Genomic DNA, 18,335 nt, shown 5'->3' on the forward strand with positions numbered 1-18,335 from the left:
GATGCTGTCTCCCATCATCACGTCCCTCGTTGAAAATCGCAACAGACATGCACGCAAACGCGTGACCGTTATATCCATTCTCACGGTCCTGTTGATTGCGATCTTTTGTCTGGCCCTCGTTCTCGGCCAGTCCTTTACGCCGCCTGTGGATGTAGCGCGGGTTCTGATGGGCAAAGATGTCGCTGGCGCCAGNTTTACGGTGGGCCAGTTGCGGCTGCCGCGCGCCCTTCTTTCCGTGCTGGCAGGGCTGAGCTTCGGGCTTGGCGGCGTGGCGTTTCAGATCATGCTGCGCAACCCGCTGGCCAGCCCTGATATTATCGGCATCAGTTCCGGTGCCAGCGCCGCAGCCGTTTTCGCTATCGTCGTTCTGTCACTGAAGGGGCCGATCGTCTCAGTCTTTGCCGTGGTCGCCGGGTTGGGTGTCGCGCTGTCGGTCTACGCGCTGTCTTCGCGCAACGGCGTTGCCGGAACACGGCTCATCCTTGTCGGCATCGGCGTTTCCGCAATGCTGGAAAGCATCATCGCCTACATCCTCTCAACTGCACCCGCATGGAACCTGCAAGAGGCAATGCGGTGGCTGACGGGAAGCGTCAACGGCGCACAGCTTTCTCAAGCGCTTCCGCNTTTACTGGGATTGATCGTTTTCGGCGGGTTGCTGCTCAGCCGCCAGCGGGATCTGGAAGCATTACGGCTGGGCGATGATACGGCAGCGGCGCTTGGCGTACGCCTCGGCGTCACGCGCATCGTCGTGATCGTCGCAGCCGTCGGGATGATCGCCTTTGCAACGGCGGTGACCGGGCCTATCGCCTTTGTGGCGTTTCTTGCGGGGCCGATTGCAGCCCGCATTGTCGGCAATAGCGGCTCGCTGCTCATTCCGTCCGCTTTGATCGGCGCTCTGCTGGTGCTGGCGGGGGACTATGTCGGCCAATTCTTGCTGCCAAGCCGTTATCCGGTCGGTGTGGTAACAGGCGCGCTGGGCGCGCCCTATCTGANTTTTCTCATCATACGCGTCAACCGGACCGGAGGCTCGCTTTGACCGCTCATTCCCTGACTGCCAGCAAGCTTTCCGCCGGTTACGGCGATAATGTGATTCTGGAAGATTTGAACCTCGCCATTCCCAAAGGCAAGATCACCGTCATCGTCGGAGCCAATGCTTGCGGCAAATCCACATTGCTGCGCACCATGTCGCGGCTGATTACCCCACGCCACGGCCATGTTTTTCTGGACGGCAAATCCATTCACTCCACGCCACCGAAAAAACTGGCCCAGACATTGGGGCTGCTTCCGCAATCTCCCATCGCGCCGGAAGGCATAACCGTCGCCGATCTCGTCAGCCGCGGTCGACATCCACATCAGGGATTGCTGTCACGCTGGACGAGTAAGGATGATGAGGCGGTAGCGGCAGCCCTTGAAGCGACGAAAACTTTTGAATTGGCAGAGCGCGCCGTCGATGAACTCTCGGGTGGCCAGAGGCAGCGAGTCTGGATTGCGATGGCGCTGGCGCAACAAACGGAAATTCTGCTGCTGGACGAGCCGACGACTTTTCTGGATATCAGCCATCAGGTGGAGGTTCTCGATCTCCTCACGGACCTCAACCATATCAGGGGCACGACCATCGTCATGGTGCTGCACGACCTCAATCTCGCCGCCCGCTATGCCGACCATCTGGTGGCGATGGCTGCAGGGCGTCTGCATGTTATCGGCACACCTGAACAGGTTTTGACCGAAGAGAACGTCCGCGATGTCTTCGGGCTGGAAAGCCGCATCATCGCAGACCCGACATCGGGCAGGCCCATCATGCTTCCCATCGGGCGTCATCGCATGACGTCCTGAGGGCGGGCAGAGACTTTCGACATCTGCACCAAATAAATTGTTCGAATCCGCGCGCCTTTCAGCAGTTTCCATCAAAGCGAAGAAATATTCGGTACGTTTCGATATGCCAACGCTCTATCTTGGCGTAAACGGCGCGAGGCAGCGATGGCGGAATTCGACATATTGGAACAACTGGTTTCGTTCTCATCGGTGGTGGGTCAACCCAATGCGGATATCGTGCACTGGATTGCCGATTATGCCCGAAGCCACGGAGCCGAGGTAACGACGGCGTTAGGCCCCGAGGGAGACCGCTCCAATCTCTTCGTGACAATCGGCCCGCGCGATATTTCCGGTGTCATACTGTCCGGCCATATGGACGTGGTTCCGGCAGGTGAATCGGATTGGGCATCTGGCCCCTTCTCAATTCGTGCGGATGGAGACAGGCTCTACGGGCGTGGCACCAGCGACATGAAAGGCTTTCTGGCCTGTGCACTTGCGGCCCTTCCAGACTTTACAAAAATGCCCCTGAAGCGGCCGGTCCATCTTGCCNTTTCCTATGATGAGGAGGCTGGCTGCAAGGGTGTGCCACATCTCATTAAACTCATCCCCACGCTCTGCGCTCTTCCAGATATGTGCATCGTTGGTGAACCAAGCGGTCTGCGCGCCATTCGAGCCCACAAAGGCAAAGCCGCAGCACGGATTACCGTCAAGGGACGGTCCGGCCACTCCTCGCGGCCTGATCAGGGTTTGAACGCCATCCATGCCATGATCGAGATATTGGCAAGTGCCGTGAATGCTGCAAGCGCGCTGACACAAGGCCCTTTCGATAGCAATTTCGAACCACCCTACTCCTCGCTTCAGGTCGGCAAGATCAGCGGTGGTCAAGCGGTCAACATCATCCCGGATCTCTGTGTTGCGGACATCGAGGCAAGGGCGATTGCCGGGGTTTCACCCGCAAGCCTGATTGAACCTCTGCGCTGGGCAAGCGAGGCATTGCGGGTTCACGGCTTTGAGACGACATTCGATATGTTGAGCGAATATCCGGCACTTTCGTTAGCCGTCGATGCGCCGCTGACGACCCTGATGCATGAGTTGACGGGCATCGAGCCGTTGGCGGCTGTGAGTTACGGGACAGAGGCCGGGCTCTATCAGGCGGCAGGCATCGACAGTATTATCTGCGGTCCCGGAGATATTGCCCGCGCGCACAAGGCAAACGAGTTCATAACCCGCGATGAGCTATCCGCCTGCCGCAGCATGCTGGTAAATCTGGGCAAGCGATTGAGCGCCTGAACCCGAAATAAGTGGGATATGCTGAGAACTATTACCGCTTCAGTTCATCCTGCCGTGGGAAACACGCCAGTTTCGACTGACACCAAAACGAGGGCTGGCACATGACATTTCTGTTCAATTCCGACGCAACACGGGCGAAAATATTCGCGGAGCTTTTTGCGCAGGAATTGCCAGACGTGCCGTTTGCCTCCGACCCAGCCTCTGCCGACCCGCAGAGTGTGCGTTATCTCATCACCTGGACGGCCCCTGCTGATCTTGCCCGATATGAGAACCTGGAAATCCTGTTTTCCATCGGTGCCGGTATCGACCAATTCGATGCTTCCGGGCTTCCCACCCATGTCAAACTGGTGCGCATGGTGGAAGACGGCATTATCAGAATGATGCAGGAATATGTGACGCTCGGCGTGCTGGCGCTTCACCGCCGCCTGCCCGACTATCTTTCGCAACAAAAGCGAGCGGAATGGAAGCCCCAGCCGGTCAAGCAGGCGCACGAACGTCGTGTCGGTGTGCTCGGCCTCGGCCATCTCGGCAAGGCTGTTCTGGAAAGGCTGAGACCCTTCGGTTTTCCTTTGTCCGGTTGGAGCCGCAGCGCCCACACTATCGACGGCGTGACCTGTCACTACGGCGCAGATCAGCTCGACGACTTTCTGGCAAACACCGATATTCTTATCTGCTTGCTGCCCCTGACTGACGAGACACGTGGCTTTCTGAATGCCACCCTTTTTGCGAAGCTACCGACCGGTGCAGCCCTCGTCCATGTGGGTCGCGGNCCCCAGCTCGATCAACTGGCTTTGATCGAAGCGCTCGACAGCGGTCATTTATCCGGGGCGGTGGTTGATGTGACTGACCCTGAACCACTGTCTGCCGAACATCCGCTCTGGCAACATCCGGGCGTCATCATCACGCCGCACATCGCCTCCGTTACCCAGCCGCAAACGGCAGCAATGGCTGTCATCGAAAATATTCGTCGTCACAAAAACGGACGTGATCCAATCGGCCTTATTGACCGCAGCCGCGGCTATTGAGGCATCCCAAAATGGTGCTGTGTATCGACACTATGGCACCGGCCAGCGGATTATGCCGCAACTGAGACGGCTCATTACACCGATCCATTTTGATCTCCAAACCGGAAAGCCTTAAGGACTATACGCTGGTGGGAGACATACGTGGATGCGGAATGCTTGCGGCCGTTGAACTGGTGACGGACAAGCAGAAGAAGACGCCCCTGCCCCCTGCCCTCCGATCCATCGCGCCGTATTTTCGAGCGTAGCTGCTTAACACTCGATCAGCTATGGATCGATCCGTAGGTAGGCGGGCGTTGCGGAACTCCTCGGCATGCAAGCATGGAACTGTATCTTGACGAGACGCTTTACGGAGTGGCATCGCAAAGGAGTTTCCAGATGGCATTCATCGAAGCNAAAGATGGCACGCAACTTCACGTAAAGGACATGGGGAAAGGCCGCCCCGTGATTTTGATCCATGGCTGGCCGCTAACCGGCGATATGTTCGAGTATCAGACAGTGGCACTGCTCGAGTCCGGGTTTCGCGTCATAACCTACGACCGTCGCGGGTTTGGCCAGTCCGGCCATCCGGCAGACGGATACAATTACGATGTGTTCGCCGATGACCTCGCCAGCGTGATAGAAGGTCTTGATCTTCAGGCCGTCTCGCTGGTGGGCTTTTCGATGGGGGGCGGCGAGATTGCCCGCTACCTGTCGCGCCATGGTGCCGACAGAATTTCCAAGGCAGTGCTCGTTGCCTCGGTCGTTCCTTATCTTCTCAAGGATGAGAGCAACCCTGACGGCGTCGATGCCAGCGTGTTCGAGGGTATAAAGAAAGATATCCGTAAGGACCGTTTCGCGTTTCTTCAAAGCTTTGCAAAGACGTTTTACGGCGTTGGTCTCGTCACCAGCCCTGTCAGTCAGGGCATCCTGGACTGGTCCTTCGTCCTGGGCGTAATGGCAAGCCCNAAAGCAACGATCGATTGTGTCGATGCTTTCGGAAAGACCGACTTCAGACCCGATCTGGCGGCGTTTACGATCCCGACGCTGGTTATCCATGGCACAGCGGATAAGACCGTACCGATCGACCCATCGGGCCGGGCCGCAGCGAAGGGCATCGCTGGTGCCAAATTTATCGAATATGACGGCGAGCCCCACGGGCTGTTCGCTACGGTTCCAGACCGGCTCAATCAGGACCTGATCGAGTTTCTGGCATAACACAACGGAAACAACCTGCTGCCCCTTACGTTANGGGCAGCCTGGGGCAAAGCCACCGCGCTCAGCTTCGCTCGATCGAGGCGATCAGTCGGTGTATATAATCGGNAAAAACCTTCGCCATGTCGAACTCTTCAGGTGATCTGAGCCAGAGCATCTGAAGGCCGTCCATGATGCCGATTAGCTCCGCTGCGACGGATTGGGCGTTGGTTTCGGCTTTAAGTTCGCCTGCCGATATTCCCTTCTGCAGCGNAAAAACGAGGTTATCTCTCAGGTGACTGACGCGCGACGCGAACCATGAGCGTGCAGGGTGGTCTTCAGTCAGGCTTTCGGCGTTCAGGACTGCAAACGCCTGAACGACATGCGGAATGCTTTGGTTGGATTTGGTGACATCGATCAAACCCAGCAAAACCTTGCGCCAGTCCGCGTATTCCTCACCGATAGCAGATCCGCTCTCGATATCTCGCTTTTCGAGAATGGCGAGGAGCAAATCCACCTTCGTCGGAAAATAATGCAGAAGGCCCGGCAACGACAGACCGACATCGGTGGCAATGGCTGCAAAGGATGCGTTTTGATACCCGTCTTTCGCGAAATGCTGCATCGCTGCCGTCAGGATCGACTCCCGACGGATAACGCCCTTGGGAGATTTTCGCCGCCTGACCGGCGGCGTGTCCTTTGCGACAACCAACTTTTCTCCGTCGCCCATCGTGCTTCACCCCTTCAACCGGACCTGTCCCTTACCTGAAAGAGCATGAAAAGTAACCGTTCTGCCCTGAATGAAATTGGCATCTGAACGGCAACCAAGGCACAGAAAAAGTTGACTCCTCCATAATACCTATTAGTTAGTAGGTTTAATGCGGCGTTCGGTGGAGGATGCTGCGTGGAATACATTGAGGTGGAGGTTATCAAATATGAACCGCACCCGATGATCGGCGCGGCACGTCTTTCCCAAATCAACAAATCGGAGTCTCGCATGATCGAGAATATTCTGAACCACATGACCCTTGAAGAGCAGGTTTCATTGCTTTCCGGTGCCGATTTCTGGACGACCGTACCGGTTGAGCGCCTCGGCGTTCCCAAAATCAAGGTGACGGATGGTCCCAGCGGCGCACGTGGCGCAGGCTCGCTGGTTGCCGGCGTCAAGGCAACCTGCTTTCCTGTGGCGATCGCGCTGGGTGCCACCTGGAACCCCGATCTTGTCAAGCGCATGGGCGTCGCACTGGCTGGCCAAGCGAAAAGCAAGGGCGCGTCGGTTCTGCTGGCTCCCACCGTCAACATTCACCGTTCGGGCCTCAATGGCCGGAATTTCGAATGCTACTCCGAAGACCCGTTGCTGACGGCGGAGCTCGCCGTTGCTTATATCAAAGGTGTACAGAGCGGTGGCGTCGCGGCGACGATCAAGCATTTTGCTGGTAATGAATCCGAGATCGAACGCCAAACCATGTCGTCGGATATCGACGAGCGCAGCCTGCGCGAAATCTATCTCCTGCCTTTCGAACAGGCGGTGAAAAAGGCTGGCGTCATGGCGGTGATGTCATCCTACAATCGCCTAAACGGTACCTATACCAGCGAACATGAGTGGCTGTTGTCTCAGGTCCTGCGCAAAGAGTGGGGCTTTGATGGCATCGTGATGTCGGACTGGTTCGGCTCTCATTCTACGGCTGCGACGCTCAACGCCGGTCTTGACCTCGAGATGCCCGGCCCGACCCGTGACCGTGGTGAAAAGCTGGTTCAGGCTGTTCGTGATGGCGAGGTCAAAGCAGAAACCGTCCGCGAAGCAGCGCGCCGAATCCTTACCCTTCTGGAACGCGTCGGCGCATTCGAGGCCACTCCAGATCTCACCGAAATCTCTCTCGACCTTCCAGAAGATCGAGCCCTGATCCGTCAGATCGGTGCTGACGGTGCCGTTCTGTTGAGAAATGACGGCATTCTGCCGCTTGCGAAAACCACGCTGGACAGCATCGCCGTTCTTGGCCCCAATGCCGCTGAAGCCCGTGTTATGGGCGGCGGAAGCGCGCAAATCGCCGCGCATTACACCATCAGCCCGCTTCAGGGCATTCGTGCCGCGCTTTCCAATGCCAACAGCGTTCACCACGCTGCCGGATGCAGCAACAACCGCCTCGTCAATGTTTTCGCGGGTGATATGCATGTCGACTATTTCAAGGGTCGAGAGCTGAAAGGCGGCCCGGTTCACAGCGAGCCGGCTGAAAGAGGAGAGTTCTTCTGGTTCGATCTGCCCTCGGCAGAGCTTGATCCGGCAGACTTCTCGGCGCGCATCATTGCAAGCTTCGTACCCGCAGACAGTGGCGAGCACGTCTTCGGCATGACCAATGCGGGTCTTGCGAAACTCTATGTCGATGGCAAGCTGGTGGTAAACGGTTATGATGGCTGGGCGCCCGGCGACAACTATTTCGGCACGGCAAACAGCGAACAGCGACAGGCGGTGGAACTGGAGGCCAGACGCAGCTACACCATCACCATCGAATATTGCTCACCGGCTGATACCTCCGATGGCATTCACCTGACGGCCATTCGCTTTGGTGTCGAAAAACCGCTCGGCGATGCTGCAATCGAGGAAGCCGTCGCAAAGGCTGCTGCTTGCGATGTTGCGTTATTGTTCGTCGGTCGTGAAGGCCAGTGGGATACCGAAGGTCTCGATCTGCCCGATATGCGCCTCCCCGGTCGCCAAGAAGAACTGATCGAGAAGGTCGCCGCCGTCAACGCCAGGACCGTCGTCGTTCTCCAGACCGGTAGCCCGGTGGAAATGCCGTGGCTGGACAAGGTGCAAGCCGTTCTGCAAATATGGTATCCGGGTCAGGAACTGGGCAACGCCGTGGCTGATGTTCTATTTGGCGATGGGGAGCCCGGAGGTCGCCTGCCGCAGACCTTCCCGAAATCACTCTCGGACAATTCAGCCATCACCGACAATCCGCTGGTCTATCCCGGCCAGGATGGCCATGTGCGCTATGACGAAGGCGTCTTCGTCGGTTACCGCCACCACGATACAAGTGACATTGCGCCGTTGTTTCCATTCGGTTTCGGCCTTGGTTACACGCAGTTTGCCTGGGGTGAGGCAAAAGCGTCCTCAACGGTCATGGGTGAGGACGGCATCACGGTCACGCTTGATGTGACCAATACCGGTAAGCGTAAAGGCTCAGAGGTCGTACAGCTTTATGTCCGTGCGCTTGATGCCACAGTGTCCCGGCCTGAAAAGGAGCTGCGGGCNTTTGCNAAAATCGAACTCGAGGCCGGAAAGACCGTAACGGCGACATTGCGGGTGACACCACGTGATCTCAGCTTCTTCGACGTCGAAGCAAAGGCGTTCCGTTCGGACCCTGGCCAATATGAACTGGTGATTGCGGCAAATGCTTCTGACGTTAGAAGTCGCATCGCAATCGNAAATCCATCACTTTGGCTGGGCCGTGTTGACGATCCCTCCATTTGAGGGGGATCGTTTTATCGGCGTCTGACTGCAAACCAAGCACAAAGTCGATACTCTACGTCAGACAAACCGATCTTCAAATGCGTGCAGCGCCAATGGCCGTCCGAAATGATAGCCTTGAAAGGCGCTGCAACCGCAATCGAGCATGAATTGGAACTGCTCGTCGGTCTCGATGCCTTCGGCGAGAATTTCAAGGCCAAGGTCATGTCCCATTTGAGCGATGCTGCGCACTAAAAGCGCACCACGTTTGGTCGTGATGGCCCACACGAAACTGCGGTCGATCTTGAGCTGTTGAAGCGGGAGCTGGCGCAGATAGCTCAGGGACGAATATCCCGTTCCAAAATCGTCGAGTGCGATGCCTATCCCTCTGTCTTGCAAAGCCTTCATCTTCTTGACCAGCCCATCGACATCGGCCACGAACATTGTTTCCGTCAGTTCCAGCTGAAGACGGCGTGGCTCGATAGCCGAAGCCTCCAGTGCCGATGTCACATTCTCNAAAAAATCTTCCTTGAAGAACTGGTCAGGGCTGACATTGACGGAAAGGACCAGATCCTTGGTGTCCTCTCGCAAACTCCATGCAGACAAGGTTTCGACGGCAGTTCTTAAAACCCAGCCACCCAACTCCGGCATCAACCCCGCGCGTTCGGCGATGGGGATAAAATTATCGGGTGCGACATAACCCAGACGTGGATGCTTCCATCGCAGCAAAGCTTCTGCACCGATGAGACCGCCTGCTCCATCGACTTGCGGCTGGAAGAAAAGTTCGAATTGCTCCTTGGCAATGGCAGAGCGCAGTTCCCGTGCCAGCATACTGTCGGGACCCAATTTCCGCTGCAGCAGCAATACTGATCCACAAAGAAGAAGAGCCACTACCGCCGCATGTATCCAAGCGGTTATTGCCCTGACATCATCGGTCAGAGGCGTTGCAAAGCTAAACGCCATGGGCGTCGCAGNAAACAGGGTGAAACATGCGATAGCGACGAGGATAATCAGTAGTTGGAGACGACTGGGCGCGAGCTGATAGTTTACGAAACCAGCCAAAGCGATGATCAGCAGATATATGTGCGAAACCCGAGGAACGGCATCGTCATGAACATCGAACCACAGTGAAAACTGTAGAATAAAAGCGACGCACGCAACCTGAGCCAGCAGCATACCCGTTGAAAGATGTCCTTTTCTCGCCACCCACCAACAGGCCAATATGGCCACAAACAAAAGTGTAGAAGATATAAAAAGCACCTGGNTTTGCATCAACGCAAAAATCAGCGCCCACATCCCGCTTACAACGGCGCCGACAGGAAAAGCGACAAAACAGATGAATTGAAGATCACGTAAATGCAACTTTTGGGTGCCGCACTTACCAATATCGGAAAATCTGTTCAAAACTCGAACCCGCAAAATATGAAAGATATGATGCGGAATAAATGCCGTAGAACGGCTTAATTATCCTACAATATGTTCGCTTTACAAAAGCTTGCTCCGAACGCGAACTCGTGTGTCGTAAAACAACGTCGCCCTTACAACCCGATCCTCGATATGGCACACTATGACCTGACTCGGAGCTACGCTCAGGGCATATTATTAGCTTGCGAGGCGTTTTCTGNTTTGATTCAATGAAATCAAACGAAGAGATTTCGATGAAGGATTTAATGCCTCGTTAGGAGGCGCAGTGACCACGCCGGGTTTGCCGGAGGCCGTTTGGTTTACGTTATGTTGCCATGGGTGTCGTACCACGGCATGACAAGAGCAACAGCCTTGCCCTGCTTGGGGCAGATGGAGAAAAGATAGGCCGATCGGGTTCGCTGGCCGTGTGCCGCGGGTATACGAACCGGGGCTATTCAGGCACCCGATTATTGGGTTAAAGCTGGGCTAAAACTTAAAATAGTTTTTAGAAGCACAGAACCTTTTTATCGGTGGTGTTGAAACGGTTCCGCGTCGATCTTGCCGCCAAAGGACCCCGCACTGAAGAAACTTTCAGACGGCACGCATTTTGGGCCGTTAATGAACACATCGACGGGCTTCGTGCACGCATGGACAATTTGCCCACTCACACTCAAGCTCAAACACCTCGGCTGGATGAATCGATGATGGNAAATATGCTGAAGTTCAGCCTAGGTGTTAAAACGACCTCGGCCTCCCGAGGGAGGCCGCATAAAGTCTTGGTAGTCTTAGAATAATTTGGTTGCGGGGGCTTGAGCGCACGGAGACTTGTAAATTGTTCGCCTCAAGCCGAGCCTTGAAGGCAACAATTCGGCATTGCGGCGCCAATGAGCCACCTGTGCTCCGTANTTTGCAGTTTCCCGTTCCGGGCCGGAAACTGTCAGTCCGGTTCCCAAGAGGAATTCGATAAAGCAAACGTTTAGAACCTGTGTATGGCATACCGACCGGTTCAAAATATTATTGTCGAGCCACCGCCGTTTGTGCGCTATTACTAGCGAACCCGTTCGAGTCTGTTGCGGGATTTAATTGCTTAGGGGCGCGAGTTTTGCAGGTGACGCGGCATTTCAGACAAGTGCAAAGCGATGGTAGATCAACCGTGTATGCCGTTGTCAAGCAAGTGGAATCCGAATAGCCTGGCATAGGGGGCAAGTATGAATCAGAACAAACGGATCGCTGCGTTTGTGTAGTGGCGATATTCAATCACAGGAAGTCAACGTCCATGCTCGGCTAAATACGACAGCCAGCGGGGATCCCGGTGACGAGACCGAACGCAACTTCCGTTATCAACATCAATATGGCGTGGTGCTTCTTGCCGCTGTACGGCGTGGCACGTTCAACTACATCGCCCTCTACTGCGAACACCACGAAGACTTCTTGGCGGAGCGTCCGGATGGCCTCTTCGATGGCTACCAAATCAAGACATCCAGACCTGAGAATGGGGCCTGGACGCTCACCTCAGCCGCCCTCACGAAATCGATCGGGCGCTTCGTCGATCTCATGACAGCATTTCCCGGCCAGCTTGGGATGTTCGTGTTCGTGTCCAACTCCGACGTGGATTCCGTCACACTCGCCAGCACAGACGAAAAGCGTCGCGGCCGCTGCCCCGGCCTCATGCTGGAACACGTGAAATCATGCAGCGACGCCAACGCTATGCAACCGCCTTTTCGGAACACTTTCGACTCCTTGGCGGCGGAACTTGGCGCGGAGAACGCGCAGCTTTTCGAAGTGTTGGGGCGGCTCGAAATCGTTAAAGGCCCTTCGCGTGAAGACTTCGACGCGGCGCTCGCTCAAGAGCATATTGGCGGATTGGCCGAATGTGCACACCTAGCGCCAGGCCCCCTCCGCGAACTCTGCAACGACCTTGTCGCTAGGTTCCACCGCGCCGCATCGCTATTTGTGGTGGATCCGGATCGTCACCTTGCGAAAATTCCCTCGGGAACAACTGACGATCCAATCATCACGGCCAAGCGCATTGTGATTGCTGATGTGGCCCTAGTACCACGGTCAAAGGCTAGCGACACGTTCCGCTACCAGGGCCCGCCCACAATCAGCCTCGGTCAACCTCGACCCAAGCGCATCTTGGAACAGAAGCTCGAGCGCGGCGGCGTCGGCGCACTGACCGACTATATGAAGGCGCGCGAGCAAGCGGCTGAGTACCACTTTCTGGAGGAGCAGGCAAAGGACCCCCTATGGGCGGCTCGCCACCTTCGACAAGTCGAGGAGGCTGTTCACGGCGAATGCCTCGAATCATACATGGCGCGTCATACCCCTGAAGCGCCTTTTGGGCAGGCTATGTTTAACGACGTGTCGGCCCGTCTACGGACTTTGGAGACTCAGCGGAAAGATCTGCTTGGGGGAGCGCCCTATGAACTGCTGATGGGCACCGCAGCGTTGCTGACCGACGATTGCCGCGTGTGGTGGAGCGACCGCTTTCAGATCGAAGGTGGCGAAGAATGAGCCTCTCTGTACTCAAGGCCGCAGCCGACGCTGAAAACGCCGACGGCCTACACCTCGCCCGCCTACTGGTGCTGCTACGAAGCGCCGACAAGCGCGGCAAAAGCGCCCCAAAGCCAGTGGAAGGCATAACAAAGCTTGCCAAGCTAGACTTCCTGCTTCGCTACCCGGTCTATCTGGAACGGGCGTTGGTGGCGCTCAACAAGTCGCCAGCCGACGCAGCGGTGCTGCCGCGGGAACGAACGACCGTCGAGACCAAGATGATCCGGTTCCGCTACGGCCCGTGGGACGGCCGTTATCGGCGCTGGCTCAGCCTCTTGTCCTCTCGCGGCCTCATCACCCTGTCGCTCAGCGGACGCAAGATCGAAATCGGCTTGACTGAACGCGGTCGCACACTGGCCGATGAGCTAGCCACCCGTCCAGCATTCGAGGACTTTGCGAAAAGAGGCGCCCTCGTGATAAGAGCCGTCGGCGCCATGTCTGCCACGAAGCTTAAAGACTTTGTCTACGAAATTGTCCCGGAGATCACGGGCATGAAATGGGGCGCTGAGATCGGCGCCAGCAACCCCGAGGCGGAGACCTTCGCCACCAGCGGAGAGCCCCAATGAAGTTTAATTTGCTGTCTCTACATCTATCGCTGCGGCGGGCCGACGAACAGATCGAGTTCTCAAAGCTCAGCTACTTCTGGGGTCAGATGGGCGCGGGCAAGTCGAGCATTGCCCGGCTGGTTGACTACTGTCTCGGCGGCACGATTCAGTTGTCGCCCGCGCTGCAGGCCGAATTCGTCTCGGCGACGCTGACCGTTGAACTTGAACGGGCCACGGTCAGTATCGAGCGGGCCCGGGACGCCGCCGACGTCTTTGCCTCGTGGGAGGACGGGGAGGGTCGCTATTCGATTGTCATCCCTGCCCGTGTGCCTGCGGGCGAGGTTATACCTGAGACGGGGGTCGAAACATTGTCGGACTTGGNTTTCTGGCTCTCGGAGATCAATCCGCCGCGGGTTCGCAAAAGCAAGGCTAAGGCAGACAGCAAGATCGTGCGGTTATCACTGCGCGACCTGCTTTGGTACTGCTACCTCGATCAGGACCATATCGACAGTTCGTTCTTCTACCTCGAGGAATCGGCTGAGTTTTATATGCGACTCNAAAGTCGCGACGTGATCCGCTATGTCATCGGCTACCACGACGAACGGGTCGCCGATCTAGAATCGGAACTGGACCAACTCCGAGCGAACAGGACCGCACGCGTTGCGTCGATCGATAGCCTGTCCAAGGCGTTAGCGGAGGTCGGGATTGAGTCTGAGGCGCAAGTGGCAGAGCGCGCGTCGGGGCTTCGAGCCTCGATCGTCAAAGTGAACGCCAAACTGGAAGTGCTGCGCAANGGGCGCCGCGAAGAGCAGACCATTCATGCCATTGACGAACTGGCGAGGAGGGCTAGGAGCCTGGGTTCTGATATCGCCAAGCTCGACCTTGACGCTGAGGAACTCCGCGCCATGCAGGACCGGCACGTGCGGCATCGCAACGAAATTGACATGCTGAGCCTGAAATTCAGACGCTCCGCGGAGGCCCGCGAAATCCTCGGAGACGTGGCCTTCAGCGCCTGCCCTCGATGCACCCAAGCTTTACCGACCCGCCTGACGCAATGCTGCGACGTGTGCGGCCAGGAGGATCTGGCCGACCTAGCCGATCCCGCCGAGGTCTCGGCGCTTGAGGCTGACATCGCCAGCCGACGCGCCGAACTGCAAGAAGCTATCGCCGCGATCGACAACAATCTGGCCAAGACGCAGGCGCAGCGGTCGGACTTGCTGCAGACCAAGGAAAAGGCCGAAGCCGACATCAATCGCGCCCTCGCCGAGCAGGACTCCGCCTTCCTGTCAATGAGCCTGCTGAAAGAACGAGAGCGCGCGGCGCTGGAGGCAGAGTTGGCCAGCATCGCTTGGCTACTACGCCTACCGCTCTTGCTGCAGCAGCAGCGCGAGGCTCTCGCGCAAATCGTTGCGCTGGAACAGGCGAAGCGCGAGGTGCTCAAAGAGGCACGCACCAAAGCGGAGGCGGACCGTACAAGTCTCGATCGTTTCGCAGGCTATTTCCTGGACTGTTTATCCCTATCTGGAGTGCCGGGCATCCACCGCACCGATCATGTGGAGCTGGATCCGCCCGACTTCTACCCCTCGATCCTCAGTGCCGACCCACGCGANCTCACGCGTTCGACCTTCACCTCGCTCAGCAGCGGTGGAAAGAAGACCCTTTTTAAATGTTGCTTCGCGATCGCCCTGCACCGCATCGCGGCACAGCTTCACGCACCATTGCCCAATATGCTGATAATCGACTCCCCGATGAAGAATATAAGTGAGAGGGAGAACAGGGCGCAGTTCGAAGGGTTCTATCGTATGCTCTACCAACTGAACGCCGGAGAACTTCGGCAGACCCAGTTTATCTTGATAGACAAGGAGTTCTTCCCGCCACCCGACGATCTCGTGGCGGGCGTCACGAACCGACACATGCAGCCGGATAGTGACGAGCATCAGCCACTGATCCGCTACTACCGAGGCAAATAGCAGAATAGAATCGGAATGCTTGTAGTCTACCATGGCTCCCGATCAACGATCNTTTCAAGCCCGCGCTTCTCGACGAGTTTCTGTTTAATCTGATCTAAAAGACGCTTGAAACCGGCTTTGCCCTGCACTGAGACTTCGAGTTGCTCGCCGTAGATCTCTAACCAGACATCTCGCAATGCATTCACGGCGTTCCAATAAATTTGGCCCCCAAGCTTAGCGCCCCANGGGGGATACCCGTATTCTTCATCCCTCATAACCAATCTCCTATCGCGATCATATGAACAGCTTCTCGCAGTTTTTTCGACATAATTCGTGCGTGTGCAGTTTTTTGATTGATGATTTATGCGGTCGCAGTTATTATGTATCGAAAGATGTCCTGGCAGTTATTATGGCCCAATTTTAGCATGACCGTAATTCTCACCGCATGCACGATGCGCAAGCGTTTTTCCCCAGATGTATTGCTCAATGCGAGAGCAATCACTGCAGGAACGACGCGTTCAGTACCTGCTCGGGTATACCGGAGAGTGGCGCTGGTTGCGTGATCAGCCAACGCTCGCGGCTTACTTGAAGGCTCGCACTGGCAAAGAGCGCGATCATCCTTGCGTGCTTTCGATCAGCAATTACTACGCCGCGGTAAGCGGTGGCGTTTTCTGCGACATCTCCAGCCGCGGCATCGTTGTCGATATCGACGATGCAGAAGGCCGCCGCAAGAAAGTGCACCGTGTCTTCGTCGTGACGACACGCATTGCACCCTCGCCGATCGCTTCAAGAAAGCCGGTGCGCAAGGCTAGTCCAAGGGGCAAACTGGATCAGCNTTTCCGTAAAGCGATCAAGGCTGAGACAGGAGCGATCCGCGTCAAGATCACTCCCAATGAGGTCTTCATTACATTGTCTGAGCAGGCTGGCTGGCAGTGGATCGGCGCGCGCGACAGTGTCGAGGACTCGATCTTGAGGCCACATCCCGACTGCCGTCTACGCGGCGACACGGACGAAGCCGCGACCTACCGTAAAGCGATGGGCGAGTAGCTGCGCGCTAGCAGGTGTCGTTGCGGCAATAATTGCCGCGACCTTTTGCTCTGCCGCCCGGCCATGATGGCTTAGCGGCTTGCCCGGGCTCCCAAGCGGCCCGTGCCAGGCTACCATGTGCCCAATTCGTCACCTCGCGGTCGAGCAGACCGCACCAGACTGGCCGGCCACATCGGCCAGTCTCCACAATCACAGTATTGAAGATGGAATTCAGCACATGACCAAGAACGTTCTGTTCTACGNCCGCTACTCCACCGACCGCCAGAATGAGGTTTCGATCGAGACCCAGACGGAACTCGGCAAGACGTTTGTTGCCGACAGGGACTGGAAGCTGGTCGCGACCTACTCCGACTCCGCGATCAGCGGGACGACATTCACCTCTCGCCCTGGCATCCAGCAGCTCTTGGCGCACGTGAAGCGCGAACGTATCGATGTCGTGCTCTGCGTCAATGTCGATCGTCTGTCGCGCGATGTCGAGCACACCTCGAAGATCCTGAAGGATCTGAACTACCACGACTGCGCCATCTGGACTGTCGAGGNCGGCCNGGCGGTCACAGATATGGAGTTGCACATGCGCTCCACGATGAGCCATGAGCTCGTCGAGCAGGGTCGGACACGCACACGAGAAGGTATGAAGACAGCAGTACGCAAGGGGAAGGCAACCACTTGCCTCTCCTACGGCTACAAGCTCTCCCAGCAGCGCGATGAGAATGGTGACCGCATCAAGGGGCTGAGGGAGATCGATCCGGTCAAGGCCGAGATCGTGCNGGGGATCTTCAAAGACTATGTCGATGGCGTCTCACCGGCAGCCATCGCACAGAAGCTGAATGACTTGCAGATCCCGGGCGCACGTACCAAATACTGGCGTGATACCACCATCCGGGGCAGCGTCACTGACGGGAACGGCATCCTGAACAACGTTCTCTACGTCGGGAAAGTCGTCTGGAACAAACAGAAGTTCCGCAAGGACCCGACGACAGAACGGCGAACCTCTCGTGCGAACGACATGGACGAATGGGAGTTCATGGACAAACCTGAGCTGCGCATTGTTTCGGATGAGCTGTGGGAACGGGCGAAGCAACGCCAGGCCGAAAGCCGGGAAGAGTTCGACAGGCACTCTGCAAACCGTCTCAACGCGACGCACCGTCCGGAATATCTTCTCAGCCGGATGCTCCAATGTGCCGAGTGCGGCGGCCCCTACGCAATCAGCGGAAAGGATCGCTATAGCTGCACCAACCGCAAGAAGCGCCTGCCGATTGATGAGCTTGACGGTGAATGCTGCACCAACAGCAAGACGATCACCCGCCATGAACTGGAAGAGCGCGTCCTCAACTGCCTTCCGGTCGCGTTTTACTCGATCGAGACATTCGACCGGATTTCGCAGAAGATGATCGCCCAAGAGGTGACCAAGCTGAAGAGCGTCCCCTCCCGCAAAGATCAGATTGCGACAGAGCTTGCAAAAATCAAATCGACACAGGCAGGTCTGATGCAACAGATCCAGGACCGGCATGCCGAAGGCCGACCGCGTCTTGCCATCCTCGACGACCAACTGGATGGCCTGGAAGTCACGCGTGAGCAGCTTGCCTTGGAGCTTGCCGCTACCGAAGCGCCGACGGAGGATTTTCAGGAAAAAATTGCGAAGCTGAAGCATTAGTTCAATCCTAATAATGTCGAGGTTGCCATCCGCAAGCTGCTATTCCTTGCCCGTAACAATGCCGACGAAGATGCCAAGCAGCGTCTGATGCCGATCGTTTGGGATCTCATCCAGACCGTGGTGATCGGCAAGACACCGGGGCATCAGCCAGCGAGCCTGCAGGTGCATGGCGACATTGCCACCATCATGGCATCCATGGAGGTTCTGGATCTCATGGAGCAGCAGTTCCTTGCCGCGGCAGGCAACGATCTGATGGCGCGGATTGTGTCCGGCGAGATCGACACGGAGGCCAAACGCAAAAAGCTCCTCGACCAGTATGGTGAGGAGCTTGAACGTAAATATTCTGAATGGGAGAATTTACAAGTTTCAGTGGTTGCGGGGGCAGGATTTGAACCTGCGGCCTTCAGGTTATGAGCCTGACGAGCTACCGGGCTGCTCCACCCC

The 18,335-nt window shown here is 56.8% G+C and carries 12 protein-coding genes and 1 pseudogene; 11 read left to right on the forward strand and 2 right to left on the reverse strand.

Annotation, left to right across the window (positions count from 1 at the left end; all coding sequences use genetic code 11):
- Position 1: 1 nt before the first annotated feature.
- From CUC55_RS15335 to CUC55_RS15360, 6 genes and pseudogenes are all read left to right on the forward strand, one after another.
- Complete coding sequence (locus CUC55_RS15335; RefSeq protein ID WP_425352856.1) at positions 2-1,036, forward strand: FecCD family ABC transporter permease; 1,035 nt, start codon at positions 2-4, stop codon at positions 1,034-1,036.
- Positions 1,033-1,833, forward strand: coding sequence for an ABC transporter ATP-binding protein (locus CUC55_RS15340; RefSeq protein ID WP_067647219.1), 801 nt, complete (start codon positions 1,033-1,035; stop codon positions 1,831-1,833). The genes CUC55_RS15335 and CUC55_RS15340 overlap by 4 nt, the downstream gene beginning before the upstream one ends.
- 144 nt (positions 1,834-1,977) lie before the next feature.
- Positions 1,978-3,102, forward strand: coding sequence for an acetylornithine deacetylase (gene argE, locus CUC55_RS15345; RefSeq protein WP_103088408.1), 1,125 nt, complete (start codon positions 1,978-1,980; stop codon positions 3,100-3,102).
- Between the two features lie 101 nt (positions 3,103-3,203).
- On the forward strand, positions 3,204-4,127 hold the full coding sequence (locus tag CUC55_RS15350) for a 2-hydroxyacid dehydrogenase (RefSeq protein ID WP_067647225.1): 924 nt from the start codon (positions 3,204-3,206) through the stop codon (positions 4,125-4,127).
- A gap of 104 nt (positions 4,128-4,231) precedes the next feature.
- Positions 4,232-4,373: pseudogene (locus CUC55_RS23235) on the forward strand (aspartate aminotransferase family protein); the annotation flags it as partial.
- 129 nt (positions 4,374-4,502) lie between these two features.
- Positions 4,503-5,321: an alpha/beta fold hydrolase gene (locus CUC55_RS15360; protein ID WP_067647368.1), complete on the forward strand. Its 819-nt coding sequence runs from the start codon at positions 4,503-4,505 to the stop codon at positions 5,319-5,321.
- Between the two features lie 61 nt (positions 5,322-5,382).
- On the opposite strand, the gene CUC55_RS15365 is transcribed toward CUC55_RS15360, so the two are convergent.
- Positions 5,383-6,024, reverse strand: a complete 642-nt coding sequence (locus CUC55_RS15365) for a TetR/AcrR family transcriptional regulator (RefSeq protein WP_103088409.1) — start codon at positions 6,022-6,024, stop codon at positions 5,383-5,385.
- Between the two features lie 267 nt (positions 6,025-6,291).
- On the opposite strand from CUC55_RS15365, the gene CUC55_RS15370 reads away from it, so the two are divergent.
- Positions 6,292-8,763, forward strand: a complete 2,472-nt coding sequence (locus tag CUC55_RS15370; protein ID WP_103088441.1) for a glycoside hydrolase family 3 C-terminal domain-containing protein — start codon at positions 6,292-6,294, stop codon at positions 8,761-8,763.
- A 57-nt stretch (positions 8,764-8,820) separates the two neighbouring features.
- Here CUC55_RS15370 and CUC55_RS15375 read toward each other — a convergent pair whose 3' ends face one another.
- The gene (locus CUC55_RS15375; RefSeq protein ID WP_103088410.1) at positions 8,821-10,035 is read right to left on the reverse strand and encodes a putative bifunctional diguanylate cyclase/phosphodiesterase; all 1,215 of its coding nucleotides are present in this window, start codon (positions 10,033-10,035) and stop codon (positions 8,821-8,823) included.
- A gap of 1,344 nt (positions 10,036-11,379) precedes the next feature.
- Here CUC55_RS15375 and CUC55_RS15380 point away from each other — a divergent pair.
- From CUC55_RS15380 to CUC55_RS22755, 4 genes are all read left to right on the forward strand, one after another.
- Positions 11,380-12,657: a dsDNA nuclease domain-containing protein gene (locus CUC55_RS15380; protein WP_067647234.1), complete on the forward strand. Its 1,278-nt coding sequence runs from the start codon at positions 11,380-11,382 to the stop codon at positions 12,655-12,657.
- Positions 12,654-13,262: a hypothetical protein gene (locus tag CUC55_RS15385; RefSeq protein ID WP_067647237.1), complete on the forward strand. Its 609-nt coding sequence runs from the start codon at positions 12,654-12,656 to the stop codon at positions 13,260-13,262. The genes CUC55_RS15380 and CUC55_RS15385 overlap by 4 nt, the downstream gene beginning before the upstream one ends.
- A 3,192-nt stretch (positions 13,263-16,454) precedes the next feature.
- Entirely contained in the window at positions 16,455-17,891 is a 1,437-nt protein-coding gene (locus CUC55_RS15405; RefSeq protein WP_157940964.1) for a recombinase family protein, read from the forward strand.
- An 87-nt stretch (positions 17,892-17,978) separates the two neighbouring features.
- Complete coding sequence (locus CUC55_RS22755) at positions 17,979-18,305, forward strand: hypothetical protein (RefSeq protein ID WP_157940965.1); 327 nt, start codon at positions 17,979-17,981, stop codon at positions 18,303-18,305.
- The last annotated feature ends 30 nt before the right edge of the window (positions 18,306-18,335 follow it).

Origin of the sequence: Agrobacterium bohemicum, assembly GCF_002896715.1 — a bacterium.
Lineage (GTDB): Bacteria > Pseudomonadota > Alphaproteobacteria > Rhizobiales > Rhizobiaceae > Agrobacterium > Agrobacterium bohemicum.